At 71.4% G+C, this 23,536-nt stretch carries 28 protein-coding genes and 1 riboswitch; of the genes, 22 read left to right on the top strand and 6 right to left on the bottom strand.

The genetic code is table 11. The features are described from left to right. The first annotated feature begins 40 nt into the window (after positions 1 to 40). The 10 genes from ACIBO8_RS11390 to truA all read left to right on the top strand — a co-directional run bounded on the left by ACIBO8_RS11390 (position 41) and on the right by truA (position 5,952). Positions 41 to 460, top strand: a complete 420-nt coding sequence (locus tag ACIBO8_RS11390) for a DUF1707 domain-containing protein (RefSeq protein ID WP_396115617.1) — start codon at positions 41 to 43, stop codon at positions 458 to 460. Positions 461 to 521: 61 nt separating this feature from the next. Continuing rightward, the gene (locus ACIBO8_RS11395; protein ID WP_396115618.1) at positions 522 to 1,064 is read left to right on the top strand and encodes a DUF1707 domain-containing protein; all 543 of its coding nucleotides are present in this window, start codon (positions 522 to 524) and stop codon (positions 1,062 to 1,064) included. Positions 1,065 to 1,303: 239 nt separating this feature from the next. After that, entirely contained in the window at positions 1,304 to 1,525 is a 222-nt protein-coding gene (gene infA / locus ACIBO8_RS11400; protein ID WP_007073013.1) for a translation initiation factor IF-1, read from the top strand. A 48-nt stretch (positions 1,526 to 1,573) separates the two neighbouring features. Further along, on the top strand, positions 1,574 to 1,690 hold the full coding sequence (gene rpmJ / locus ACIBO8_RS11405) for a 50S ribosomal protein L36 (RefSeq protein ID WP_015619018.1): 117 nt from the start codon (positions 1,574 to 1,576) through the stop codon (positions 1,688 to 1,690). 173 nt (positions 1,691 to 1,863) lie between these two features. Beyond that, on the top strand, positions 1,864 to 2,244 hold the full coding sequence (rpsM, locus tag ACIBO8_RS11410) for a 30S ribosomal protein S13 (RefSeq protein WP_071803339.1): 381 nt from the start codon (positions 1,864 to 1,866) through the stop codon (positions 2,242 to 2,244). A 17-nt stretch (positions 2,245 to 2,261) separates the two neighbouring features. Beyond that, complete coding sequence (rpsK, locus tag ACIBO8_RS11415) at positions 2,262 to 2,669, top strand: 30S ribosomal protein S11 (protein WP_014440747.1); 408 nt, start codon at positions 2,262 to 2,264, stop codon at positions 2,667 to 2,669. A 16-nt stretch (positions 2,670 to 2,685) separates the two neighbouring features. Next, entirely contained in the window at positions 2,686 to 3,312 is a 627-nt protein-coding gene (gene rpsD / locus ACIBO8_RS11420) for a 30S ribosomal protein S4 (protein ID WP_071803341.1), read from the top strand. A 93-nt stretch (positions 3,313 to 3,405) separates the two neighbouring features. After that, a complete protein-coding gene (locus tag ACIBO8_RS11425; protein ID WP_023358222.1) occupies positions 3,406 to 4,428 on the top strand; it encodes a DNA-directed RNA polymerase subunit alpha in 1,023 nt (340 codons plus the stop codon). A 35-nt stretch (positions 4,429 to 4,463) separates the two neighbouring features. Continuing rightward, positions 4,464 to 5,060 (top strand): 50S ribosomal protein L17, encoded by a 597-nt coding sequence (gene rplQ / locus ACIBO8_RS11430; protein WP_396115040.1) that lies wholly within the window; start codon positions 4,464 to 4,466, stop codon positions 5,058 to 5,060. A gap of 76 nt (positions 5,061 to 5,136) precedes the next feature. Further along, positions 5,137 to 5,952: a tRNA pseudouridine(38-40) synthase TruA gene (truA, locus tag ACIBO8_RS11435; RefSeq protein WP_396115041.1), complete on the top strand. Its 816-nt coding sequence runs from the start codon at positions 5,137 to 5,139 to the stop codon at positions 5,950 to 5,952. Positions 5,953 to 5,963: 11 nt separating this feature from the next. On the opposite strand, the gene ACIBO8_RS11440 is transcribed toward truA, so the two are convergent. Further along, positions 5,964 to 6,983 (bottom strand): hypothetical protein, encoded by a 1,020-nt coding sequence (locus ACIBO8_RS11440; RefSeq protein WP_396115042.1) that lies wholly within the window; start codon positions 6,981 to 6,983, stop codon positions 5,964 to 5,966. Positions 6,984 to 7,079: 96 nt separating this feature from the next. On the opposite strand from ACIBO8_RS11440, the gene ACIBO8_RS11445 reads away from it, so the two are divergent. The 9 genes from ACIBO8_RS11445 (at position 7,080) to thiC (ending at position 15,221) form a co-directional block, all read left to right on the top strand. Next, positions 7,080 to 7,703, top strand: coding sequence for a class I SAM-dependent methyltransferase (locus ACIBO8_RS11445; protein WP_396115043.1), 624 nt, complete (start codon positions 7,080 to 7,082; stop codon positions 7,701 to 7,703). Positions 7,704 to 7,734: 31 nt separating this feature from the next. Beyond that, positions 7,735 to 9,390, top strand: a complete 1,656-nt coding sequence (locus ACIBO8_RS11450; RefSeq protein WP_396115044.1) for an ABC-F family ATP-binding cassette domain-containing protein — start codon at positions 7,735 to 7,737, stop codon at positions 9,388 to 9,390. A gap of 45 nt (positions 9,391 to 9,435) precedes the next feature. Continuing rightward, positions 9,436 to 9,547, top strand: a riboswitch (TPP riboswitch). Then, positions 9,541 to 10,185: a thiamine phosphate synthase gene (gene thiE / locus ACIBO8_RS11455; protein WP_396115045.1), complete on the top strand. Its 645-nt coding sequence runs from the start codon at positions 9,541 to 9,543 to the stop codon at positions 10,183 to 10,185. (Overlaps the previous riboswitch by 7 nt.) Beyond that, the gene (gene thiO / locus ACIBO8_RS11460; protein ID WP_396115047.1) at positions 10,182 to 11,210 is read left to right on the top strand and encodes a glycine oxidase ThiO; all 1,029 of its coding nucleotides are present in this window, start codon (positions 10,182 to 10,184) and stop codon (positions 11,208 to 11,210) included. Before thiE ends, thiO begins: the two co-directional genes overlap by 4 nt. Next, entirely contained in the window at positions 11,207 to 11,407 is a 201-nt protein-coding gene (thiS, locus tag ACIBO8_RS11465; protein WP_396115048.1) for a sulfur carrier protein ThiS, read from the top strand. Before thiO ends, thiS begins: the two co-directional genes overlap by 4 nt. Position 11,408: 1 nt before the next feature. Next, entirely contained in the window at positions 11,409 to 12,158 is a 750-nt protein-coding gene (locus ACIBO8_RS11470; RefSeq protein WP_396115049.1) for a thiazole synthase, read from the top strand. Further along, positions 12,152 to 12,796, top strand: coding sequence for a thiamine phosphate synthase (locus ACIBO8_RS11475; RefSeq protein ID WP_396115050.1), 645 nt, complete (start codon positions 12,152 to 12,154; stop codon positions 12,794 to 12,796). The genes ACIBO8_RS11470 and ACIBO8_RS11475 overlap by 7 nt, the downstream gene beginning before the upstream one ends. After that, positions 12,793 to 13,551 carry a bifunctional hydroxymethylpyrimidine kinase/phosphomethylpyrimidine kinase gene (gene thiD, locus ACIBO8_RS11480; RefSeq protein WP_396115051.1) on the top strand — a complete coding sequence of 253 codons (759 nt, stop codon included), beginning with the start codon at positions 12,793 to 12,795 and terminating at the stop codon, positions 13,549 to 13,551. Before ACIBO8_RS11475 ends, thiD begins: the two co-directional genes overlap by 4 nt. Before the next feature lie 74 nt (positions 13,552 to 13,625). Then, the gene (thiC, locus tag ACIBO8_RS11485; RefSeq protein WP_396115052.1) at positions 13,626 to 15,221 is read left to right on the top strand and encodes a phosphomethylpyrimidine synthase ThiC; all 1,596 of its coding nucleotides are present in this window, start codon (positions 13,626 to 13,628) and stop codon (positions 15,219 to 15,221) included. Here thiC and ACIBO8_RS11490 read toward each other — a convergent pair. After that, complete coding sequence (locus ACIBO8_RS11490) at positions 15,209 to 15,634, bottom strand: ribonuclease domain-containing protein (protein WP_396115053.1); 426 nt, start codon at positions 15,632 to 15,634, stop codon at positions 15,209 to 15,211. The two genes, thiC and ACIBO8_RS11490, sit on opposite strands and share 13 nt — an antisense overlap. Before the next feature lie 138 nt (positions 15,635 to 15,772). Here ACIBO8_RS11490 and ACIBO8_RS11495 point away from each other — a divergent pair, with 138 nt between their 5' ends. After that, positions 15,773 to 17,713, top strand: a complete 1,941-nt coding sequence (locus tag ACIBO8_RS11495) for a glycoside hydrolase family 5 protein (RefSeq protein WP_396115054.1) — start codon at positions 15,773 to 15,775, stop codon at positions 17,711 to 17,713. 3 nt (positions 17,714 to 17,716) lie between these two features. Here the strand turns inward: ACIBO8_RS11495 and ACIBO8_RS11500 are convergent, their stop codons facing one another. The 4 genes from ACIBO8_RS11500 to ACIBO8_RS11515 form a co-directional block, all read right to left on the bottom strand. Continuing rightward, positions 17,717 to 19,291, bottom strand: a complete 1,575-nt coding sequence (locus ACIBO8_RS11500) for a hypothetical protein (RefSeq protein WP_396115055.1) — start codon at positions 19,289 to 19,291, stop codon at positions 17,717 to 17,719. Positions 19,292 to 19,366: 75 nt separating this feature from the next. Beyond that, on the bottom strand, positions 19,367 to 19,630 hold the full coding sequence (locus ACIBO8_RS11505) for a cupin (RefSeq protein WP_396115619.1): 264 nt from the start codon (positions 19,628 to 19,630) through the stop codon (positions 19,367 to 19,369). 35 nt (positions 19,631 to 19,665) lie between these two features. Beyond that, positions 19,666 to 20,607 carry an LLM class F420-dependent oxidoreductase gene (locus ACIBO8_RS11510; protein WP_396115056.1) on the bottom strand — a complete coding sequence of 314 codons (942 nt, stop codon included), beginning with the start codon at positions 20,605 to 20,607 and terminating at the stop codon, positions 19,666 to 19,668. Positions 20,608 to 20,614: 7 nt separating this feature from the next. After that, the gene (locus tag ACIBO8_RS11515) at positions 20,615 to 21,364 is read right to left on the bottom strand and encodes an ABC transporter ATP-binding protein (RefSeq protein WP_396115057.1); all 750 of its coding nucleotides are present in this window, start codon (positions 21,362 to 21,364) and stop codon (positions 20,615 to 20,617) included. A 220-nt stretch (positions 21,365 to 21,584) separates the two neighbouring features. Here ACIBO8_RS11515 and ACIBO8_RS11520 point away from each other — a divergent pair, with 220 nt between their 5' ends. Then, complete coding sequence (locus ACIBO8_RS11520) at positions 21,585 to 22,628, top strand: ABC transporter substrate-binding protein (protein WP_396115058.1); 1,044 nt, start codon at positions 21,585 to 21,587, stop codon at positions 22,626 to 22,628. A gap of 57 nt (positions 22,629 to 22,685) precedes the next feature. Continuing rightward, positions 22,686 to 23,510, top strand: a complete 825-nt coding sequence (locus ACIBO8_RS11525; RefSeq protein ID WP_396115059.1) for an ABC transporter permease — start codon at positions 22,686 to 22,688, stop codon at positions 23,508 to 23,510. Positions 23,511 to 23,536: the final 26 nt, after the last annotated feature.

Raw genomic sequence — 23,536 nt, forward strand, 5'->3', positions numbered from 1 at the left:
GCGCCGCGTTTGGCATGCTGACGCCATGGGTCAGGACGAGATGCGGGCAGGCGACGCCGAGCGGCAGGCCGTCGCCGACAAGTTGAAGCTGGCGCTGGACGAGGGCCGCCTCGATCTCCACGAGTACGACGAGCGGCTGCAGCGGGCGTACGGGGCGAAGACGTTCGGCGAGCTGGACGGCCTCACCGCCGATCTTCCCGGCACGATCCCCGCGCAGCGTGCGCAGATGGCGCCTCAGTCACCGCAGGAGGGCCTGGTGGGCGCGCCCGGTGCCGCGGAGGTGCCCAAGCCGTCCGGACCGCCGTGGGTGGCCTCCTACGCGGGCGTCGTGGTGATCTGCATCATCGTGTGGGCGCTGTCCTCCCTGGCGTCGGGGGAGTGGATCTACTTCTGGCCGGGCTGGATGCTCATTCCCCTGGTGCTCGGCATCATGGGCCGCCGGACCGGCCGCCGGCGCTGACGGGGCTCTCCGCCGTCACGAGCGTCGCGCTGGCATCCTGGAGGGTATGGGGCGGGACGAGATGAGGGCCGCCGACGCCGACCGGCAGGCCGTCGCCGATCAGCTGCGGGTGGCGCTGGACGAGGGCCGCCTCGAGCTGCACGAGTACGACGAGCGGCTGCAGCGGGCGTACGCGGCCAAGACCTACGGAGAGCTGGGCGGGCTGCTGACGGACCTGCCGGCCGCGACGGTGCCCGACGCCTCACCCGTCGTCACCGCCTCGGACCGCGAGCTGAGGCGCAGGTGGCTGGCTCATGTCTGGGGGAGCTGGCTGCCCGTGGTGGGCACCATGGTCGCGATATGGGCCGTGACCTGCCTGGCGGCGGGCGAGCTGACGTACTTCTGGCCGGTGTGGGTCGCCGTGGCGTGGGGGATCGGGCCGGTGATCGCGACGACCTCCGGGCTGGCCACCGGCGAACCCCGGCGGTGGGCCGAGAAGAAGGTGCGCAAGGAGCGGGCGAGACAGCTCAAGCGGGAGCGCCGGGCGCTGCGGGCCGAGGCGATCGCGCGCGGGGAGCTGCCGGCGGGGGCCGCGCCGGTGAAAGAGCCGAAGAACACGCACTGATCCGGCGTCTTTGTCCGGTTCTGTGGACCGTCGACACACCCGACTCCGGGTTGCGGGGACCTCGGTTTGGTGTCGATGCCCGTGCGCGCGTACACTGGCTTGCTGGCGCACAGCGTCCACTCCGGCATGTCCATCAAGCGCTTCTGATGGCGCCGGAGCCGCGGCTGGTCCGGCCCCCCGGGGTCGGGATGAATGTTGTGAGCCTGCCCCCAAGAACCCGATGTCAGGTAGCGGAGGACATGCCAAAGAAAGACGGAGCCATCGAGATCGAAGGCCGAGTGATCGAGCCCCTGCCGAACGCCATGTTCCGTGTGGAGCTCGCGAATGGTCACAAGGTGCTCGCTCACATCTCCGGCAAGATGCGGCAGCACTACATCCGCATCCTTCCCGAGGACCGGGTCGTCGTCGAGCTTTCGCCGTACGACCTGACCCGTGGGCGCATCGTCTATCGCTACAAGTAACAGGGTCGCGGGGATCCACATCCCGTCTGACTGAGAGTTAGGCAAACCGTGAAGGTCAAGCCGAGCGTCAAGCGGATCTGCAACAACTGCCGGGTCATCCGGCGGCACGGGCGCGTCATGGTCATCTGCAAGACCGACGCGCGTCACAAGCAGCGCCAGGGCTGATCCCAGCCTCGCACTGCCAGATCCGTACCACTGAAGAAGCTCGTCCCAGCCGCGGTGTCATGCATGACGATGGCGCGCGGCTTCACCCCCGGTCGGAGGCCGGGGCCCGCCCGGGCAGGCGGGGCAGGGACGGGCACAGACCTCCGTGAGACATCTGAGGAGTACGCCCACTTATGGCTCGACTCGTCGGCGTCGATCTTCCCCGCGAAAAGCGGATGGAGATCGCGCTCACCTACATCTTCGGGGTCGGTCGGACCCGCGCCGTCGAGGCGCTCACCGCGACCGGCATTGACCTGAACAAGCGCGCCAAGGACCTCACTGACGAGGAGCTCGTCCAGCTCCGCGACTACATCGAGGCCAATTTCAAGGTTGAGGGTGACCTTCGCCGCGAGGTCGCCGCGGACATCCGCCGCAAGGTCGAGATCGGCTGCTACGCCGGCATCCGCCACCGTCGTGGGCTCCCCGTCCGGGGTCAGCGCACGCGGACCAACGCTCGTACCCGCAAGGGTCCGAAGCGCACGGTCGCCGGTAAGAAGAAGCCCGGTCGGAAGTAATAGGAGCGCACTGACTTATGCCACCGAAGGCACGCGCAGGGGCCGCAGTCAAGAAGGTCCGGCGCAAGGAACGCAAGAACGTCGCCCACGGGCAGGCGCACATCAAGAGCACCTTCAACAACACCATCGTGTCGATCACCGACCCGACCGGTGCGGTCATCTCCTGGGCCTCGTCGGGCCAGGTGGGCTTCAAGGGCTCCCGCAAGTCGACTCCGTTCGCCGCGCAGCTGGCCGCCGAGGCCGCCGCGCGCCGGGCCATGGAGCACGGCATGCGCAAGGTCGACGTGTTCGTCAAGGGCCCCGGTTCCGGCCGGGAGACCGCGATCCGTTCGCTGCAGGCCGCCGGCCTCGAGGTCGGGCAGATCTCCGACGTCACGCCGCAGCCGCACAACGGATGCCGTCCGCCGAAGCGTCGCCGGGTCTAAGGGAGAGATCGAAGCAATGGCTCGTTACACAGGTGCGGACTGCAAGCGCTGCCGCCGCGAGAAGATGAAGCTGTTCCTCAAGGGCAGCAAGTGCGATGGTCCGAAGTGCCCGTTCGAGTCCCGGCCGTTCCCGCCCGGGCAGCACGGACGCGGCCGGACCAAGGAGACCGAGTACCTGCTCCAGCACCGCGAGAAGCAGAAGGCCCGCCGCACGTACGGCGTCCTCGAGAAGCAGTTCCGCGGTTACTACGAGGAGGCTGTCACCAAGCCCGGCAAGACCGGTGAGGTGCTGCTGCAGATCCTCGAGTCGCGGCTGGACAACGTCGTCTACCGGGCCGGCTACGCCGCGTCCCGGGACATGGCCCGGCAGCTGGTCAAGCACGGCCACTTCCTGGTCAACGGCGTGAAGGTCGACATCCCGTCGTACCGGGTGAAGGAGCACGACATCGTCACGCTCCGGGAGAAGTCGAAGGAGATGACCCCCTTCGTCGTCGCCCAGGCGCAGGCCGGTTCCCGGCCGGTGCCGGCGTGGCTCGAGCCCATCCCGAGCGAGATGAAGATCCTGATCCACTCGCTCCCGGCCCGCGCCGTCATCGACACGCAGGTCCAGGAGCAGCTGATCGTCGAGCTCTACTCCAAGTAGCGCTCCGGCCGGGCGCCTCCGCCAGGAGGCGCCCGGTGCATCACATCAGGACGGCCATCAAATAGCGGGTGGCCCGACAGAAAGAAGAAACGCGTGCTCATCAGCCAGCGTCCGAGCCTCTCGGAAGAGTCGCTCAGCGAGACCCGCTCCCGGTTCACCATCGAGCCCCTGGAGCCGGGCTTCGGCTACACCCTCGGCAACTCGCTGCGGCGGACCCTGCTGTCGTCCATCCCGGGCGCGGCGGTCACCAGCATCAAGATCGACGGCGTGCTGCACGAGTTCACCACGATCCCCGGTGTCAAGGAGGACGTGGTCGAGCTCGTCATGAACGTCAAGGAGCTCACCGTCAGCTCCGAGCACGACGAGCCGGTCAGCATGTACCTGCGCAAGCAGGGCCCGGGCGACGTCACCGCCGGTGACATCCAGCCCCCGGCCGGCGTGTCCGTGCACAACCCCGACCTGAAGCTGGCCACCCTCAACAGCAAGGGCCGGCTCGACATGGAGCTCACCGTCGAGCGGGGCCGTGGCTACGTCACGGCGGCGCAGAACAAGAGCGCCGGCGCCGAGATCGGCCGCATCCCGGTCGACTCGATCTACTCGCCGGTCATGAAGGTGACCTACCGCGTCGAGGCGACCCGTGTCGAGCAGCGCACCGACTTCGACCGTCTGATCATCGACGTCGAGTCGAAGGCGTCGATCTCGCCCCGCACCGCGCTGGCGTCGGCCGGCTCGACCCTCGTCGAGCTGTTCGGCCTCTGCCGCGAGCTGGACGAGACGGCCGAGGGCATCGACATCGGCCCGTCGCCGCAGGACGCCCAGCTGGCCGCCGACCTTGCCCTGCCGATCGAGGAGCTGGACCTCACGGTCCGGTCGTACAACTGCCTCAAGCGCGAGGGCATCAACACCGTCGGCGAACTGATCGGGCGGACGGAGGCCGACCTTCTGGATATAAGGAATTTCGGTCAGAAGTCGATCGACGAGGTCAAGATGAAGCTCGCCGGAATGGGCCTGGGCCTGAAGGACAGCGCGCCGTCCTTCGACCCGGCGCACGTGGTCGACTCGTTCGGCGACGTGGACTACGACACCGACGACTACCGCGAGACCGAGCAGCTCTGAGCCTCGGCTGCCGCGCCATTAATTAGGAGCAAGAAATGCCCACGCCCACCAAGGGTCCCCGCCTCGGCGGCAGCCCGGCGCACGAGAAGCTGCTGCTGGCCAACCTGGCCACGGAGCTCTTCCGGCACGGGAAGATCAAGACGACCGAGACCAAGGCGAAGCGCCTGCGCCCCCTGGCGGAGCAGCTCATCACCAAGGCCAAGCGCGGTGACCTGCACGCCCGCCGCCGGGTGCTGACCGTCGTCAAGGACAAGGACGTCGTCTACTCGCTGTTCGAGCAGATCGCCCCGCGCTACGGCAACCGGCCGGGTGGCTACACCCGGATCACCAAGACCGGTCCCCGCAAGGGCGACGCCGCTCCGATGGCGATCATCGAGCTGGTCGAGGAGCTGCAGGTCGCGGCCACCACGGCGCCGGCCAAGAAGGCTGCCCGCAAGGCCGCCGCGCAGCAGGACAAGGTCGAGGCGCTCGCCCGCGAGGACGAGGCTCCGGCCACGACGGCTCCGGCCGCCGACGAGGCTCCGGCTGCGGACCAGGATTCCGAGCCGCCGGTGAACGCGTCCGGCGACAAGGGCGCCGAGGGCCCGGGCGACCAGGCCGAGGGCGAAGACACCGACGACGCCAAGGCCTGATCAGGCACGTGCGGCCCGGCACCCTTCTCGGGGTGCCGGGCCGTTTCGCATCTTCCGTACGGACAGAGGACCGGTTTTGCCCGACACGACTCGTCTGCGTCTCGACGTCTCCTACGACGGCGGGGAATTCTCGGGATGGGCGGCCCAGCCGTCTCGCCGTACGGTGGCCGGGGCGCTGACCGAGGCGCTCGGAAAGCTCGTCGGGCCGGATCTGCCGCTCGGGCTGACCGTGGCGGGTCGTACGGACGCCGGGGTGCACGCCACCGGGCAGGTGTGCCACATCGATTTGCCGGTGGACACCTGGGAGGCGCTGCGGGAGTCGCTGCTGCGCCGGCTCGCGGCGCTGATGCCACCGGACGCCCGGGTGAAGGCGGTGACGCCCGTACCCGCCACCTTCGACGCCCGCTTCTCGGCCACCTACCGCCGGTACGAGTACCGGGTCGCGGACACCGTCTACGGGCCGGAGCCGCTGCGGCGCCACGACACCCTCGGGTGGGTGCGCCCGCTGGATCTGGGCCGGCTCAACGAGGCCGCGGCCGGGCTGGTGGGGTTGCACGACTTTGCCGCGTACTGCAAACGCAAGGAGCACGCGACCACCGTGCGCGCGATCACCCGGCTGGAGTGGCGCCGTGATCCGGACGGGGTCGCGGTCGCGACCGTGCAGGCGGACGCGTTCTGCCAGGCGATGGTACGCAGCCTGGTCGGGGCGATGCTCACCGTCGGCGACGGCCGCCGGGATCCCGCCTGGCCGGCGAAGCTGCTGACGCTGCGGGAAAGGTCCAGCGAGGTGACGGTGGCGCCGGCGCACGGGCTGACGCTGGTCGAGGTCGGCTACCCGGACGAGGCGCAGTACGCCAGCCGCGCCGACGCGACCCGCCGCCTGCGCGCCTGACAGGGTTGGCTCTAAGGGCTGACGCTGCGCTTGCCGAGGACGTCCTGGGCCAGATAGTGCTCGACCAGGTCGACCGTGATCTGCTCCGCGTACGGGTCGTCGTCGGCGACGAGGCTGCCGTCCGGGCGCGAGATGACACAGTAGAGCAGGTAGTGGCCCCTGTCGTGCCAGCCGACCTGGGTCAGCGGGGTGGCCGGGGCGTCGCCGGTGTCCAGCGCCGCGAAGCTGCCGCGGCCGGATTCGACCGAGACCTGGATGTCGTCGCCGGCCGCCTCGGCGCTCGCCGCGTCGGGCAGGTTGAAGATGCCGGCGGTGACCCGGTAGCCGCCGTACGGTGCGACCATGGCCGCCCGGACCACCTGGCTGCACCCGCGCTCGCTCAGCACACCGCCGACGTCGCCGGTGGTGGCGACGCCGCAGTCGGTGTCGGTGTGGGTCATGGTGACCCGGTAGGGCGCGCTGCCGGCCGCGAGCCGGATCTCGGGGGTGCCGAAGACCTCCCCCCGCGTGAGCGGGGCGGTGTCCACGTCGCGGGAGCTGATCGCCTCCGCCGCGATCCCGGGCGACGCCGACGAGCCGTCGACCGGCCCCCGGCTCTCCTCGGCGATCACGAAGAACAGGGTGAGCACGACGATCGACGTCATGATGAGCGCGCCGAGGCCGCTCAGCAGCAGCTGCAGCGCCTGCTGCGGCTGAGCCAGGGGGTGCAGCGGGCCGCCGGGGCGACGGGGGACCCCGCGCACCACGGCGCGCGGCCACAGGCGCTGCGTGGTCTCGTCCTGGGGCCGGACCCGGGCGGCCGCCGCGGAGCGGGCCGTCACGAGAAGCCGGTCCGCGAGCGAGGGCCGGGCAGGGTTCGCCCGGCGCCGGGGTGCATGCCTCTCGGGGGTCCGCATCCGGGGGATCACGACGGCCGCCCGGTGCGGGCGGCGGTGCTGGGCCGGGGCGGTCACCCGTACGAGGGCTTGGATCGCGAGTCCGCTCCCCGGATTCGCACGATGGGCGGAGCGGGAGTGGGAGTCGCGGAGCATGGATGCCACGGTAGGAGCGCACCGTGATCGATGAACGCACAGATTGTGCGGCACCCCGGTGGGCCGGGCCTCGTTGCGCGGCGGGAGACTGACGGGGTGAGCGCCGACCATTACTTCACTGCCGAGCCGGCCGGCCCCGAGACCCGTGGGCGGATCGAGTTCTCCGCGGCCGGGCGCGCGTACGACCTGGCGGTCGCGCGCGGGGTCTTCTCCGCCGGGCGGCTCGACCCGGGCACCGCGGTGCTGTTGCGCAAGGCCGACCTGCCGACGGCGGCGACCACGGGCACCCTGCTCGACCTGGGCTGCGGGTACGGCCCGATCGCCTGCGTGCTCGCCAGCGAGGCACCCGCCGCCACGGTGTACGCGATCGACGTCAACTCGCGGGCCCGGGACCTGACGGCCGAGAACGCGGCGGCGCTCGGACTGGCCGGCCGGATCCGGGTCTGCGCGCCCGACGAGGTGCCCGACGGCGTGGCGTTCGACGAGATCTGGAGCAACCCGCCCACCCACGTCGGCAAGGCCGAGCTGCACGCGCTGATGGACCGCTGGCTGGCCCGGCTGACGCCCGCCGGCGTGGCGTGGCTGGTCATCAACCGCAACCTGGGCGGTGACTCCCTGCACTCCTGGCTGACCGACCGGGACTGGGACGTGCAGCGTACGGCCAGCCAGCGCGGCTTCCGCGTGCTGAGGGTGACGCGGGGACGCGCAAAAACCGACTGACCCACGCCGCTTCCTCGGGGAGGATGGCCGCGTGGGTTACGTGGATGTCGCCGGGGTCGGGTTTGTGCTGCCGGACGGACGGGAGCTCTTCTCCGACGTCTCCTTCCGGGTCGGCGAGGGCGCGAAGGTGGCGCTCGTCGGGCCGAACGGCGCCGGCAAGACCACGCTGCTGCGGATGGTCGCCGGTGATCTCGCCGTACCGGTCGGTACGGTGGCGCGCTCCGGCGGGCTCGGCGTCATGCGCCAGTTCATCGGGATGATCGGCGACGACCGTACCCTTGCAGATCTTGCCTTGTCCCTGGTGGCCCCCGAGCTGCGGACGGCCGGCGAAGCCATGGCCGACGCCGACGCCGCGTTGCGGTCCGCGCCCGACTCGGAGAAGGCGCAGCTGCGGTTCGCCAACGCGCTGACCGGGTGGGGCGAGGCCGGCGGCTACGACGCCGAGGTCCTCTTCGACACGGTCGCCGTCTCGATCCTCGGCAAGCCGTGGGAGGAGGTACGCACCCGCCCGGTGCGCACGCTCTCCGGCGGCCAGCAGAAGCGGTTCGCGCTCGACCTGCTGCTGCGCGGCGGCGACGAGGTGCTGCTCCTCGACGAGCCGGACAACTTCCTCGACGTGCCCGGCAAGCGGTGGCTGGAGGCACGGCTGCGGGATTCGCCCAAGTCGGTGCTCTACGTCTCGCACGACCGGGAGCTGCTGGCGCAGACCGCGACCCGGGTGGTGGCGGTCGAGGGCGGTGGTGCGTGGACCCATCCCGCCGGGTTCGCCTCCTGGCACGAGGCACGCGCCAACCGTCACGAGCGGCTGCTGGAGCTGCGGCGCCGCTGGGACGAGGAGCACGAGAAGCTGCGCGAGCTGGTGTTCACCCTGAAGCAGAAGGCGACGTTCAACGACGGGCTGGCGTCGCGCTACCAGGCCGCCCAGACGCGGCTGCGCAAGTTCGAGGAGGCCGGTCCGCCGCCGCTGCCGCCGAAGGAACAGTCGCTGCGGATGAACCTGCGCGGTGGGCGTACCGGAAAACGGGCCGTTGTCTGCACGGAGCTGGAGCTGGAGGACCTGACCTTCCCCTTCGACCTGGAGATCTGGTACGGCGACCGCGTCGCCGTCCTGGGCGCGAACGGCACCGGCAAGTCGCATTTCCTGCGGCTGCTGGCGGCCGGCGGCACCGCCCCGGAGGCCGACAACAAGCCGGTCGACGGCGCGCCGCTCGCCCACGTGGCGCACAGCGGCACGGCTCGTCTCGGTGCCCGGGTGCGGCCGGGGCACTTCTCGCAGACCCACGACCGGCCCGAACTGCTCGACCGCACGCTGGTCGAGATCCTGTGGCGCGGCGACGACCACCGGTCCGGAATGGATCGGGCGGGGGCGATGAAGGCGCTCAACCGCTACGAGCTGGCTGCGCAGGGTGATCAGCGGTTCGGCACGCTCTCGGGCGGCCAGCAGGCGCGTTTCCTGGTGCTGCTGCTGGAGTTGTCGGGCGCGACGGTGCTGCTGCTGGACGAGCCGACGGACAACCTGGACCTGGCGTCGGCGGAGGCGCTCGAGGAGGGGCTGAAGGCGTTCGAGGGCACGGTGATAGCCGTCACCCACGACCGCTGGTTCACTCGCGGCTTCGACCGGTTCGTGCTCTTCCAGGGGGACGGCGAGGTCGTGGAGACGCCGGAGCCGGTCTGGGACGTCCGCTGACGGGGGTTTACGCGGACGGCGGCGCGGCGCTAGTGTCGGCGTCGGAACCAACCCCACGGGAGTCCGGTGCACCGGGCTGAGAGGGGGGCTGACGCGGCCCCCGACCGTCGAACCTGATCCGGGTCATGCCGGCGCAGGGAGGAGTGCGTTGTGGACCCTGCTTTCCCGTGTCTGCATGTCATCACCGATGCCCGGTCCGGGCGTGATCCGATCGCCGTCGTGGCCGCCGCGGTGGCCGCCGCGCAGCGATCAGGAGCCGCCGACCGGCTGGCGATCCAGGTCCGCGTCGAGGACGACGTCACCGACCGGATCTTCTTCGAGCTGGCGACCGAGACCGTCGCCCGGTGCCGTCCCGCCGGCGTGCGATGCCTGATCAACGATCGGTTGCACGTCGCGCTGGCGGTGGACGCCGACGGGGCGCATGTCGGCGCCGACGACCTGCCGGTGGCGGCCGCACGTAAGGTGCTCGGCGACCGCGGCGTGCTCGGGGCCACGTGCCGGGACCCTGCAGCGGCGCGGGCGGCGATCGCTGCCGGCGCCACGTATCTGGGTGTCGGGCCCGCTTTCGCGACCGTGACGAAGCCCGGCCTGCCAGCGCCGTTGGGGCCCGCGCGGATCGGCGAGGTGGCGAGGGCTGTGCCCGGCGTACCGGTCGTGGCGATCGGCGGCGTCACTGTGGACAGTGCCGCCGAGCTGGTCCGGGCCGGCGCGACCGGCGTGGCCGTGGTGGGTGCCGTCGCGAACGCCGCGGACCCCGGGGAGGCCGTCGAGCGGCTGCTGAAGGTCCTGCCGTGACGGACCTGACCGTGGTGGGCGGCGGGATCATCGGTCTCGCCGTCGCGTGGCGCTGCCGGCAACGGGGGATGCGGGTCACCGTGCACGACGGCGGGGCGGACGACGCCGCCTGGTACGCGGCCGCCGGCATGCTGGCCCCCGTGGCCGAGGCGGCGTTCGGGCAGGAGGCCCTCACCGCCCTCATGATCGAATCGGCTTCCCGGTGGCCCGGCTTCGTCGCCGGCCTGCACGAGGAGACCGGCCTGGACGTGGGCTTCGATCCCCGGGGCTCGCTGGCCGTGGCGCTGACCGGCGATGATCTGGCCGAGGCTCAGCGGATGTGGGCGTACCGGGAGCAGCACGACCTCAAGGTGCGCCGCTTGCTGCCCAGCGCCGTCCGCGAGCTGGAACCCGCCCTGTCCCCGCGGCTGCGCGGCGGGGCGTACGTCCCCGACGATCTCCAGGTGGACCCGCGGCGCGTGGTCGCCGCGCTGCGGGCCGCCCTCGGCGACGCGGTGGTGCCGGGGAAGGTCACCGAGCTCCCGCCGGGGCCGGTGGTGGTGGCGGCCGGCACCGGAACCGCCGCGCTGACCGGACTGCCGGTACGCCCGGTGAAGGGGCTGGTGCTGCGCCTGCGCGGGGAACCGGGCCTGCTGCAGCACGTGGTGGTCGGGTACGCGGACGGACGCCACGTCTACCTCGTCCCCCGCGCGGACGGCGAGGTGGTCGTCGGCGCGACCCAGGAGGAACGCGCCGACTTCGCGGTGACCGCGGGTGCCGTCCTCGAGCTGCTGCGTGCCGCCACCGACATCGTGCCCGAGCTGGGCGAGCTGACTTTGAGCGAGACCGTCGTGCGGCACCGGCCGTCCACCCCGGACAACGCGCCGCTGCTCGGCCGCCTGCGCGACGACGTCTACGTCGCGGCCGGTCACCACCGTAACGGCGTGCTGCTCGCGCCCGTCACCGCCGATCTCATCGCCGACCTGGTGTTCACGGGCCGGCACGATCCGTTGCTCGAAGCGTTCGCGCCCGGGAGGTTCGCATGAGGGTCACCGTCAACGGCGCCGGCCGCACCATCGACGCCGGCAGCACCGTCGAGCGGCTGGTCGCCGCCGTCACGGAGGCGCGGCGTGGCGTCGCGGTGGCCGTGAACGGCGAGGTCGTGCCCCGCTCCGCCTGGCCGGGCGCGCAGTTGTCCGAGGGTGACCGCGTCGAGGTCCTCACCGCCGCCCAGGGTGGTTGACGTGGAGGATCTTCTCGGGGGGACGCGGCTCATCCTCGGCACCGGCGGAGCGGAGAGTCTGGCCGCGCTGGAGGCGGCGATCGTGGCCTCCGGCACGCAGATGGTGACCGTCGCGCTGCGCCGGGTCGACGCGGCCGGGCCGGGCCTGCTGCCGCTGCTCGACCGGTTGGGCATGCGAGTGCTGCCGAACACTGCCGGGTGCTACACCGCCACGGACGCCGTCAAAGCGGCGCACCTCGCCCGGGACGCGTTCGAGACAGACCTGATCAAACTCGAGGTGATCGGGGACGAGCGGACGCTGCTACCGGACGGCGTGGAGCTGCTCCGGGCGGCGGAGACGCTGGTCGGCGACGGGTTCCGGGTACTGCCGTACACCAGCGACGATCCGATCCTGGCGCGTCGGCTGGCCGACATCGGCTGCGCGGCGGTCATGCCGGCGGGCGCGCCGATCGGGTCCGGCCTGGGCATCAGCAATCCCCATCACATCCAGCTGATCCGCGACAGTGTCGACGTACCGGTGATCCTCGACGCCGGTATCGGCACCGCCTCGGACGCGGCGCTGGCGATGGAGCTGGGCTGCGACGCCGTGCTCATCGCCTCGGCGGTGACGCGGGCGGCGGACCCGGCGCGGATGGCGGCGGCCATGCGGCATGCCGTGGAGGCCGGCCGCCTCGCCGCGGGTGCCGGCCGGATCCCCAAGCGCTACCACGCCCTCGCATCCACCTCGGACGACGGCTTGCCGGCATGGTGATCCCGACGGGCGTCGTCGTGCTCACGGACCGCCGGCTCGCCGCCGGGCCGCTGGTCGAGGTGGTCCGGGCCGCGGTCCGCGGCGGCGCGTCGTGGGTCGTCCTGCGGGAGAAGGATCTTTCGTACGGGCACCGCTCGGCACTCGCCTCAGAGCTGCGAGCGGTGGCGCCGGTGATCGTCGCCGGTCCGGATCCGTTGGGTGGCCGAGCGGTTCATCTGTCCGCTGTGGATAACCTGCCGCCGGATATGGATCTAGTGGGACGCTCGTGGCATGGCACGGAACCGCTGTCCGATGAGGACTACGTCACGCTTTCGCCGATCTTCGCTACGGCGTCGAAGCCCGGGTACGGCCCGGCGCTGGGCGTTTCGCGCGCCGCCGAGCTGGTGGAGTCCGCCGGCTCGTCCGGCCGCGAGACCCGGCGGGCGGGGTTTCGGCATCGCCGGCCCAGCACCATGGCCGGCGGCGACCCGGGCGCCGTGAGGCGGCCGTGGCTGGCGCTGGGCGGGATCGACTCGCCGGAGCGGGCGTCGGCGTGCGTGCGGGCGGGGGCGGCCGGCGTGGCGGTGATGGGAGCGATCATGCGGTCGGACGATCCGGAGAGGACGACGCGGATGCTGGTCGAGGCGGTGGCTTCGTGACCCCGGCGGTCGTGTTGACCATCGCGGGGTCGGATTCCGGTGGTGGGGCGGGGATCCAGGCCGATCTCAAGACGTTCGCGGCGCTGGGGACGTACGGGGTTTCCGTGGTCACGGCGATCACCGCGCAGAACACGCTCGGCGTCACCGCGATCCATTCGGTGCCGGCGGACATCGTGGCGGCCCAGCTGGACGCCGTCCTCGACGACTTCGAGGTGGCGGCGGTCAAGGTCGGCATGGTGGGCGATCCGGCGGTCGCCGCGGTGCTCGCCGCCCGGGCTCCGGAGCTGCCGAACCTGGTGGTGGATCCCGTGCTCGTCGCCACCAGTGGCAGCCGGTTGTCCGGTGTTGCGGCTGTCGCGCCGCTGATCCCGTACCCGAGGGTTCTGACGCCGAACCGGCACGAAGCCGGCGCCCTCCTCGAGGCCCGGGTCGAGACGGCCGAGGAGATGGCCCGAGCGGCGGCCGCGCTGGTCGCGCGGGGGCCCGAGGCGGTAGTGGTCACCGGCAGTGAGCTGGCCGTGGATGTGCTGCACACCGGCGGCCGCACCGAGATGGTGCGGGGCGAGCCGGTGCCCACGGCCAACAACCACGGGTCCGGCTGCACGTTCTCGTCCGCGATCGCCGCGCGGCTGGCGCTCGGCGACGACATCGCGGCGGCGGTCGGGAACGCCAAGTCCTACGTGGCGCGGGCGCTGGCGGGCGGCCGCGACTGGAAGCTCGGAGCGGGGCCGGGGCCGCTGCACCACTTCGCCTGAGCGGTGGAGGAAAGCCACCGGCGCGGCCCCCTGCGGCCCTGTCGCGCCCGGTTCATCATGATTGGGGAGGAAAAATGAGGCGCAAGGTGTACGTCGAGGGATCCCGTCCGGACCTGCGGGTGCCGTTCGCGGAGATCGAGCTGACCGGCGACAACCCGCCGGTGCGGCTCTACGACACGTCCGGTCCGGGCAGTGACCCCGAGGTCGGCCTGCCGCCGCTGCGAGGTCCGTGGATCGCGGCCCGCGGCGACGTCGCGCCGGTCGCGGGCGGAGGTACGCCACTCGCGGGCGTGCGCCCGACCCAGCTCGCATATGCCCGCGCGGGCATCGTGACCGACGAGATGGAGTTCGTCGCCATCCGCGAGAACGTCGACCCGTCCGTCGTGCGCGAGGAGATCGCGGCGGGCCGGGCCGTGCTGCCCGCCAACGTCAACCACCCCGAGACCGAGCCGATGATCATCGGTTCCCGGTTCCTGGTGAAGGTCAACGCCAACATCGGTACGTCCGCCGTCACGTCCTCGATCGCCGAGGAGGTCGACAAGCTGACCTGGGCCACGCGCTGGGGTGCCGACACGGTGATGGACCTGTCGACCGGCAAGCGGATCCACGAGACGCGCGAGGCGATCATCCGCAACTCCGCGGTGCCGATCGGTACCGTGCCGATCTACCAGGCGCTCGAGAAGGTCGACGGCGACCCGGTCAAGCTCTCGTGGGAGGTGTTCCGCGAGACGGTCATCGAGCAGGCCGAGCAAGGCGTCGACTACATGACCGTCCACGCCGGAGTGCTCCTGCCGTACGTGCCGCTGGCGGTGAACCGGGTGACGGGCATCGTGTCGCGCGGTGGTTCGATCATGGCCGCGTGGTGCCTGGCTCACCACCGCGAGAACTTCCTCTACGAGAACTTCGCCGAGCTGTGCGAGATCCTCGCACGCTACGACGTGACCTTCTCGCTGGGTGACGGGCTGCGTCCCGGCTCGATCGCGGACGCCAACGACGAGGCGCAGTTCGCGGAGCTCCGGACGCTGGGCGAGCTGACGCACGTCGCGTGGGAGCACGGCGTACAGGTGATGATCGAGGGGCCGGGGCACGTGCCCATGCACAAGATCAAGGAGAACGTCGACCTCCAGCAGGAGCTCTGCGCCGGGGCGCCGTTCTACACCCTCGGGCCGCTGACCACCGACATCGCGCCCGCGTACGACCACATCACCTCGGCCATCGGCGCCGCGATGATCGGCATGTTCGGCACCGCGATGCTCTGTTACGTCACGCCGAAGGAGCACCTGGGGCTGCCCGACCGGGACGACGTGAAGGCGGGTGTCATCGCGTACAAGATCGCTGCGCACGCCGCCGACCTGGCGAAGGGGCACGCGGGGGCGCAGGCCTGGGACGACGCGCTCTCCAAGGCACGCTTCGAGTTCCGCTGGGAGGACCAGTTCAACCTGTCGCTGGACCCCGACACCGCACGGGCGTACCACGACGCGACCCTGCCGGCGGCGCCCGCGAAGACGGCGCACTTCTGCTCGATGTGCGGGCCGAAGTTCTGCTCGATGAAGATCACCCAGGAGCTGAAGGAATACGCCGCCAAGGGCATGCAGGACAAGAGCGAGGAGTTCGTGAACGCGGGAGGTCGCGTGTACCTCCCGGTCACGTCGGCCGCTCAGAGCTTGTAGAAGGTGGCGTAATGGTCGGGGGTGAACCAGGTCTCCTTGGTGGCCCGGTTCACCACGATCCGGTACGCGTCCCGCGACGCGTTCTCGGGCCGCGGGTAGACGTCGTACTCGTTGTAGCTGGCGTTCGTGGGCAGCTGGCGCTCACGGTTCTGGAACGTGCCGCCGGTGTAGTTGTCCTGCCCGTACGGCCAGGCGTACCAACCTGCACTGGTGGGCCACGCGAGCCGGCTCCAGCCGGTCCGGGCGGTGAGGGCGGCGTCGCACCGAGAGATCGCGCAGCTCGAGTAGACCGAGGCATGGGCGGCGCCGGCGGGGGCGACGAGCGCGCCGCCGGTGACCGCGAAGGCGATCGCGATCGCGGCGAGCACGCGGCGGAGGAGGGACGGGCGGGGCGCCGATGTGTCTGCGTACATGCGGGACTCCGTGGCGTCAGGGCCCGACCAACCTCGGGCCGTGCGCTCATCGTGCGGTGAATCCCCAGCCAGCGGTACATTCCTGATTCATCATTCCATCGGTGTTCGGCTATGCGTCGGCGGTCGTTCGGGTCTTGAATGGAGGCTGAAGCCGAGGGGTTGGAGATCGTCGTGCTGTTCATCACCGCGCTCGTCGCCGTTCTCGCCCTGCCCGGCGTGCCCGCGGCCGCCTTCGGCGACCCGGCGCCCTTCGCCGGTTCGGGCGGCCATGCCGTGGCCGCACCCGCCGATGCCGGTTGGAAGGCGCCGCTCAGCACGCGGGGCCGCTACATCGTCGACGCCGACGGCATGCGGTTCAAGCTGCGTTCCGGCAACTGGCACGGCGCCAGCGGCACGTGGAACGGCTCGGGCGATCCCGCCGACGATGCCAACCATCACGCCGGCGAGAACTCGGGGCGCATCCCGCTCGGCCTCGACCGCGCACCGCTGGACGAGATCGTCGCCGGCTTCCGCTCGATCGGCCTGAACAGCGTCCGGCTTCCCTTCTCCGACGAGATGCTCACCGATCCGCAGCCCGTCACCGACGCCGCGGTGGCGGCCAACCCGGGGCTGCGCGGCATGACGCCGCTGCAGGTGTACGACCGGGTCGTGGCCGCCCTCACCGGTGCCGGTCTCGCGGTGATCCTCAACAACCACACCAACACCACTCGCTGGTGCTGCGGCGTCGACGGCAACGAGCGGTGGAACTCGTCGCAGAGCACCGCCGCCTGGGAGGAGAGCTGGCTGTCGATCATCCGCCGCTACCGGGACAACCCCCGCGTGGTGGGCGCGGATCTCTACAACGAGGTACGCCGGGACGTCTGGGACGATCCCAACTGGGGGCTCGGCGACGAGCACGACTGGTTCGCCGCCTCCCAGCGGCTCGGCGACCGGATCCTGCGCGAGGCCAACCCGAACCTGCTGATCATCGTCGAGGGCATCAACTGGACCGGGATCCCGGTGGATGGCTTTCCGCACGGGCGGCCGACGCTGGCGCCCGTACGCTCGCTCTCGCACACGCTGGTGAGATCCGGGAAGCTCGTCTACTCCGCGCACTTCTACGACTACACCGGCCCGAACCACAGCGGCGCGACCGGGATCGGCGAGACCAGCGACCCTCGCTACCGCGACCTGAGCCGCGACGAGCTGTACGCCGTTCTCCAGCGCGACGCCTTCTTCGTCAGCGGCGAGTCCGGCCGGCACTTCACGGCACCGGTGTGGATCAGCGAGTTCGGCGTGGACGGCAACGTCGCAGCCGGGACGAAACAGCGCGCCTGGTTCGCCGCCTTCACCGACTATCTGATCGCCGCGGACGCCGACTTCGCGTACTGGCCGGCGGTGGGCTGGACGGAGAACCGCGGCACCAACGGGTGGGCGCTGCTCTACTGGGACCGGGCGGGACACCGAACCGGTCCGTACGACGGTGCCGACTGGCGGGCCGACGCCTGGATGCGGCTGGTCACCTCCACCGCCCGCAGCGGGTACGTCGATCCGGTGCCGCACTGGTCGATGCTGAGCCCGGACCACGGTGACTTCGTCGCGTCGCTGCGCATGCGGGACCGTCCGGACTGGGACCCCGGCGCACGCAAGGCAGCATGCCCGGACGGACAGCGGCTCATCGGCCTCGGCCACACCGGCAACCGGGGCCTCTGCACCGACACCGCGGCCGCCGACCTGTGGGCGGCCTCGGGTGATCACCAGGTCGTCACGGATGAGCGGTACGTCTCCGCCGACTGGGCCACGGGCTACACCAAGCTGCAGTGCCCGTCGGGGTCGTTCCTCATCGGGTACGCCGTCCGCGGCGCGGCGATGTCGAGCGCGTTGTGCGCGGCGTCGGGCACCGCACTGGCAGGAAGCGGGCGGACGGTGTGGTTCGACCGCGGCGACAACCGGCCGGCAGGCGAGCCCGGCGGCGACTTCGCCACCGGCCACTACAAGGGGCAGTGCGCCGACGGTGAGTACGCCGCGGGCATCGCCTACACCGGCCGGCTCGGCTCGGCGCGGACCCCCGACGCGTTGTACTGCCGCCGGCTCCCGTGACGCCTATTTGCCGAGTTCGCTGACCCAGTCGACGTAGTCCTCGTCCTTGCGCCGGCGAAGCCCGAACTTGTTGCGGCCGCGCCCGCCGCCGCCCGGCGCGTCCTTCGGAACCGCCTGCGGGGGTACGTCGGCCGGGCGCGGTGCGGGCGTGAGCGGCAGCGGCGGCGTCACCGGCTCGGGTTGCGGCAGCGGCGCGCTGACCGCCGTCGGCTCCGGGGTCAGTGGGCCCTTCGCGCGGCCGCGGGCGACCGGGCGCAGGCTCCGGCCGAGCCGCCCGGCCACCGAGCGCGGCTGGTCCCCGGCCGGCGGCTGGAGGGCCGGAGTCTGGTGGTTCGGTGCCGGGAGCGCCTCGGGCGGGAGCGGGCGGGTGGCGGGCTCGGGGACGTAGGGCGCCGGCCCGGTCTTGCGGCCGAAAGCGTCGAACGGCGCCGGATCCGGGGCGCCCGAGCGGCCACGAGCGTCGAACGGCGCCGGATGGGTCGAGTCCGACGCCGTGTCCGCGTCGGTGTCGGGACGGCGGGTGGGAAACTCGCCGGTGCGGCCCGTGAACGCATCCGCCGCGCTCGAGCGCCGGCCGGCGGGTGATTCGAAGACCGCTGTGTCCGACGTACGGAGCGGGGACTCGGGCGTGGCCTGCGCGGCCGCGATGGCCGACTCGGGTTGCTCGGCGCGCTTGGGCAACGGCGGGCGGTTCTCGGTGGGCGCGTCACCGTCGTCGTCCGCGCCGGGTGCACGTCGCAGGACCGCCGCCAGTACCGAGCCGAGGACGCCCGCGCCCGTGGCCGTCATCGCGGCCCAGTACGGGACCACCTGGTAGCGGTCCGCACCCGCACCGGGGCCCGCGATCAGGTAGGAGATGGTCAGCAGCGCCGGGCCCGGCAGCCCGGCCAGCGCGATCGTCAGGGTCGGCAGATCGCGGCGCCGGGCCGCCCAGCCCAGGGCCGCTCCGGCCAGCAGCGCCAGCGCGGGCATCGTGGCCAGGGCGGTCCGCTGCGTCACGGCCGGCGGCAGGAAGCCCGCATCGAACACCCCCAGCCGTACGGCCGGAAGCGGGTCGCCGGGCGCCAGGGACGGCGAGACGGAGACGAGGGCGACGACCCAGATCGCGATGCCCATGGTCACGAGGCTCCACCGGGCCACCGCCTGGGCGAGGGCGGCCCAGGCGGCGAAGACGCCCACCAGCGCTCCCAGCCCCGCGCAGATCGCGATGACGACGACCGGGTTCACCCCGGCGACCTGTGCCGTCCGGGCCGGCTGCATCGTCAGCGGTACGACGATCCCCGCCCCGATCGCCGCCGAGAAGGCCAGGGCAAGTTCGGTGCCGACGCCGCCGCGGCCCGCCGGAGCCCAGCGGCGCAGGAAGGCGGCGCCGGCCAGGGCGCCCACGACCGCGGCGGTCATCGGGAACCAGGCGACCCAGGCGAGCTGGGCGGTCCACTGATCACGCGTGGTCACGTCGAGGACCCGGGTGAGGCGCACGATGCCCAGCCCGTACGCCAATCCCAGCTGGCTGGCGCCCGCGAGGACCCCCACGCCGAGGGTGGCGGACAACAGCTTGGCCCAGGTCCGAAATGCCATGGCGGGCACGTTACGGAATGGTCCGGTCTGCTCGCCAGTCAGGAAGCCGCTTCTTAAGGCTGCCCAAAATCGCGCTTAGGCGGACTTCAGCTCGATGATCCGGCCGATATACACAGTGTCACCGTCGTTCGTCAGCATGTGAGTCTGGCCGGGCTCGCGGAACACGATGGCGCCGGTCTCCTCCTCGACCTCGATGCGCGCGCCGGCGGCCGTGTGGATCACGTTCTTGGCGCCCTGGACGGCGACCACCACGTACGGGAGGCCGTGGTGGTGCAGCGGCTGGGTCTCGCCGGGGCGCAGGGAGATGTGCCAGATCCGGACCTGATCGTTCTCGAGCATGATCTCCTGGCCCACGGCGCCCGGCACCCGCTCGGTCACAGCGACCCCACCAGCGGCAGGACCTGGTCGGCGATCAGGTCGACGTGGTCGAGGTCGGACATGTCGATCACCCGCAGGTGCACCCGGGTGGTGCCGATCTCCGCCAGCTCGCCCAGGCGCTGCACCAGCGCATGCGGCGAGCCGACCACCGGGTCCTCAGGCGGGAGGGCGCTCGGCACGTGCAGGGGAGCGGCGCGGCGGTGGGCGTCGGCGTCCGTACGCCCCAGCGCCACGACCACTCCCGCCGACAGGGTGAGGGGCCGGTCCGCCGGGCGGTCGTACGTCTCGCAGGCCCGGCGTACCCTCTCGAAAGCCGCAGCCGTCTCCGCCACGGTCTTGAACGGCATGTTGAACTCGTCCGCGAAGCGGGCGGCGAGTTCAGGTGTGCGCCGCGGGCCCCGGCCTCCGACGATCACCGGCGGGCCGGGCCGCTGCACCGGCTTGGGCAGGGCCGGTGCGTCGAGGAGCCGGTAGTGCTTGCCGTCGTAGGAGTAGGTCTCGCCGTCCGGCGTCGCCCACAGCCCGGTGATGATCGCCAGTTGCTCGGCCAGCCGGTCGAAACGCTCCGCGAGCGGCGGAAAGGGAATGCCGTACGAGGTGTGCTCCCGCTCGAGCCAGCCCGCGCCCATGCCGAGCTCGACCCGGCCACCGCTCATCGCGTCCACCTGGGACACCATGATCGCAAGTGGACCGGGTAGCCGGAACGTCGCCGAGCTGACCAGCGTGCCGATCCGCAGCCGGGTGGTCTCGCGGGCCAGCGCGGCCAGCGTGAGCCAGGCGTCGGTGGGGCCGGGCAGCCCCGGGTCCGCGCCCATCGACTGGTAGTGATCGGCGCGCAGGAACCCCTCGAAGCCCGCCTCCTCGGCGTGCCGGGCGAGCCGGAGCTGGTCCTCGTACGTGGCGCCGCGGTGCGGCTCGACGAACAGGCAGACGCGCATTCTTGTCCTAAGCCATCAGCAGTTCGTGCAGCTCGGCGCTGCACCGGGCCACTTCCTCGAGGTGGGCACCGCGGCCCAGGGTGCGCGGCCGCGGAATCTTGATGTCGAGGATCTCCCGGATCCGGCCCGGGCGGGGGCTGAGCACCACGACGCGGTCGGCGAGCAGGACCGCCTCGTCGATCGAGTGAGTGACGAAGACGATGGTCGTGTTGAGCTCCATGTGGACACGTTGCAACTCGCCCGAGAGCTCCTCGCGGGTGAGGGCGTCGAGTGCGGAGAACGGCTCGTCCATGAGCATCACCCGCGGATTGCCGATCAGCGAACGGCACAGTGCGACACGCTGCTGCATGCCACCGGAGAGCTCGTGCGGGAAACGCTTCTCGAAACCGGCGAGGCCGGTCATGGTCAGCAACTCGTGGGCCCGCTGCCGGTGCGCCGCCTTCCGCCAGCCGAAGATCTGCACGGGGAGGAGCACGTTGTCGAGCACCGAGCGCCACGGCAGCAGGGCCGGCTTCTGGAACATCATCGCGATGTCCCGGCGCGGCTTGGTCACCCGGTCGCCTGACACCGCCACCTCTCCGGAGGTAGCCGGCAGCAGCCCGGCGACGAGCCGGAGCAGTGTGGACTTGCCGCAGCCGGAACGGCCGACCACCGCGACGAACTCTCCCTCGGCCACGTCGAGATGGATCTCGCTCAAGGCGTCCACCGTGCCGGAACGCCCGGTGAACGTCCGGGAGACCCCGGTGAGACGGATCATCTGCCTGCGCTTCCGATGGAGTGTGATGAATGCGCTGACACTGTAGCGCCCTCCCGGGCCGTCGCGAACGGTTGTCCACAAGGGGCTTCGAGACCCACCTGTCATCGATGATCGTTAGGACTTCCCATACGCTGATCCGGCGAGTTTCACCACACCACCCCACGGCGTCACGGCACCCTCCGCCGGCCGCCGACACCCCCCTCGGTTGGGAAGGAACACGGTGCACAGAAGGACATTCACCCGTACGCTCGTGGCCGCCGCGCTGGCCACGACACTCGCCGCCGCAGCCGGTTGCAGCGACGACGGGGACGACAAGGGCGCGGCCGGCGGTACGCAGGCGCTGGAGAAGGTCACCTACCTGACGTCGTTCGGCAACTTCGGCCGCGACGGATACGCGTACGTGGCAAAGGAAAAGGGCTACTTCAAGGACGCCGGCTTCGACGTCGACATCAAGCCCGGCGCGGGCAGCGGCGAGAACGTGAAGTCCATCGTCGGCGGCCAGGCGCAGTTCACGCCGATCGACCTCACCGGCGGTCTGCTCGCCGCGGGCGGTGCGGGTGGCGCGCCGAAGGTCACCGGCTTCACCGCGGTGGCGGCGATCCAGCAGCGCACCATGGCCGCGATCATGTCGCTCGACGGCTACGGGATCAGCTCTCCCAAGGACCTCGAGGGCAAGACCCTGGCGGACACTCCCGGTTCCGTCGTGCGCAACCTGTTCCCCACGTACGCCAAGCTGGCCAACGTGGACGCAACCAAGGTCAAGTTCGTCAACGGTACGCCGCAGACGCTCTTCGGCACCCTGGCGCAGCACAAGGCGGACGGCATCGGGCAGTTCGTGGTCGGCAAGCCCACCATCGAAGGCATCGCGAAGAAGCCCGCCGTCCTGCTGCCGTACAGCGACTACCTCCAGGACCTGTACGGAAACGTGCTGATCACCTCCAGCCAGTACGCCAAGGAGCACCCGGACAAGGTCAAGAAGTTCACCGAGGCGCTGCTCAAGGGCCTGCAGGACTCGATCACCAACCCGGACGAGGCCGGCACGATCCTCAAGAAGTACGTGCCCACCGCCGACCCGAAGTCCGCCGCCGCCGAGCTGACGCTGATGGCCCCGTTCGTGCGCTCGGAGGCCTCCGGCGTGCCGGTGGGCGCCCTGGACAGCCAGCGGGTCGCGCGCAGCATCGCGATCCTTCAGGGCTCCGGGCAGATCCCCGCGGGCCTCACGCCCGAGCAGGTCATCACCTTCGACCTGACGCCGAACGCCTGATCCGGCCCGTGTCGCGGGGTGTCTCCGGGCGCCCCGCGACCGGCGGAGGGATGAGAGATGACCGACCTGGCGACCGCCCCTGCCCCCGCTGCGCCGTCCGCTTCCGGGCCGGCGCCCCGCCGTACGCTGTCCGCCGTGATCTGGCCGGTCGCCGGCCTGGCCGTGGCGATCGCGATCTGGTGGCTCGTCACCGCCGTCTTCACGATCAACACGGTGGTCCTGCCCGCGCCGCCGGAGGTCGTGGACGGCTTCCAGCGCTACCGCGACCTGTTGCTCACCGAGACCTGGCACACCACCGTCTCGACGGTCCTGGGCTTCGCCCTCTCCCTGGCGGTCGGCGTGCTGATCGGGGTGGCGATCGCCGCCTGGGGGCCGGTCGAGCGGATGTTCTCGCCGCTGCTGGTGGCGTTCAATGCGGTCCCGAAGGTGGCGCTCGCGCCGCTGATGCTGATCTGGTTCGGGTACGGCCGGACCCCGATCCTCGCCATGGCCTTCATGGTCTGCTTCTTCCCGATCGTGCTCTCCACCGCGACCGGGCTCACCAGCACTCCGGCCGACCTGGCGGAGCTCGTGCGGTCCATGGACGCGTCACGCGCCCAGACGTTCCGGCGCGTACGGCTGCCCGCCGCGCTTCCGCAGATCTTCGTCGGCCTGAAGGTCGCCATGCCGCTGGCCGTGATCGGCGTGGTGGTGGGCGAGATGCAGTACGGCAGCACCGGCCTCGGAATGATCATCGTGCAGACCAGCGGGCAGGGTGACACCCCGACGGCGTTCGCGGCCATCGCGCTGCTCGCGCTCGTCAGCATCGTGCTGTATTACCTGCTGGTGCTGGTCGAGCGGTTCGCCCTGCCGTGGGTGCGGGCGACGACCTCGGTGCGCTGAGGAAGGGGCGGCCTCGGACGCCCCTT

The organism is Actinoplanes sp. NPDC049681, from assembly GCF_044465265.1.
In the GTDB taxonomy this organism is placed as follows: Bacteria; Actinomycetota; Actinomycetes; order Mycobacteriales; family Micromonosporaceae; genus Actinoplanes.

Bases quoted from the DNA above. Each gene is read 5' to 3' on its own strand.
- ACIBO8_RS11475 (WP_396115050.1), top strand. From the start codon at position 12,152: ATGGTGATCCCGACGGGCGTCGTCGTGCTCACGGACCGCCGGCTCGCC.
- ACIBO8_RS11440 (WP_396115042.1), bottom strand. From the start codon at position 6,983: ATGCTCCGCGACTCCCACTCCCGCTCCGCCCATCGTGCGAATCCGGGG.
- ACIBO8_RS11490 (WP_396115053.1), bottom strand. From the start codon at position 15,634: ATGTACGCAGACACATCGGCGCCCCGCCCGTCCCTCCTCCGCCGCGTG.
- ACIBO8_RS11505 (WP_396115619.1), bottom strand. From the start codon at position 19,630: ATGCTCGAGAACGATCAGGTCCGGATCTGGCACATCTCCCTGCGCCCC.
- ACIBO8_RS11525 (WP_396115059.1), top strand. From the start codon at position 22,686: ATGACCGACCTGGCGACCGCCCCTGCCCCCGCTGCGCCGTCCGCTTCC.
- ACIBO8_RS11390 (WP_396115617.1), top strand. From the start codon at position 41: ATGCGGGCAGGCGACGCCGAGCGGCAGGCCGTCGCCGACAAGTTGAAG.
- rpsD (WP_071803341.1), top strand. From the start codon at position 2,686: ATGGCTCGTTACACAGGTGCGGACTGCAAGCGCTGCCGCCGCGAGAAG.
- rpsK (WP_014440747.1), top strand. From the start codon at position 2,262: ATGCCACCGAAGGCACGCGCAGGGGCCGCAGTCAAGAAGGTCCGGCGC.
- thiS (WP_396115048.1), top strand. From the start codon at position 11,207: ATGAGGGTCACCGTCAACGGCGCCGGCCGCACCATCGACGCCGGCAGC.
- rpsM (WP_071803339.1), top strand. From the start codon at position 1,864: ATGGCTCGACTCGTCGGCGTCGATCTTCCCCGCGAAAAGCGGATGGAG.
- ACIBO8_RS11495 (WP_396115054.1), top strand. From the start codon at position 15,773: ATGGAGGCTGAAGCCGAGGGGTTGGAGATCGTCGTGCTGTTCATCACC.
- ACIBO8_RS11500 (WP_396115055.1), bottom strand. From the start codon at position 19,291: ATGGCATTTCGGACCTGGGCCAAGCTGTTGTCCGCCACCCTCGGCGTG.
- ACIBO8_RS11510 (WP_396115056.1), bottom strand. From the start codon at position 20,607: ATGCGCGTCTGCCTGTTCGTCGAGCCGCACCGCGGCGCCACGTACGAG.
- ACIBO8_RS11395 (WP_396115618.1), top strand. From the start codon at position 522: ATGAGGGCCGCCGACGCCGACCGGCAGGCCGTCGCCGATCAGCTGCGG.
- ACIBO8_RS11515 (WP_396115057.1), bottom strand. From the start codon at position 21,364: ATGATCCGTCTCACCGGGGTCTCCCGGACGTTCACCGGGCGTTCCGGC.
- infA (WP_007073013.1), top strand. From the start codon at position 1,304: ATGCCAAAGAAAGACGGAGCCATCGAGATCGAAGGCCGAGTGATCGAG.
- thiC (WP_396115052.1), top strand. From the start codon at position 13,626: ATGAGGCGCAAGGTGTACGTCGAGGGATCCCGTCCGGACCTGCGGGTG.
- rplQ (WP_396115040.1), top strand. From the start codon at position 4,464: ATGCCCACGCCCACCAAGGGTCCCCGCCTCGGCGGCAGCCCGGCGCAC.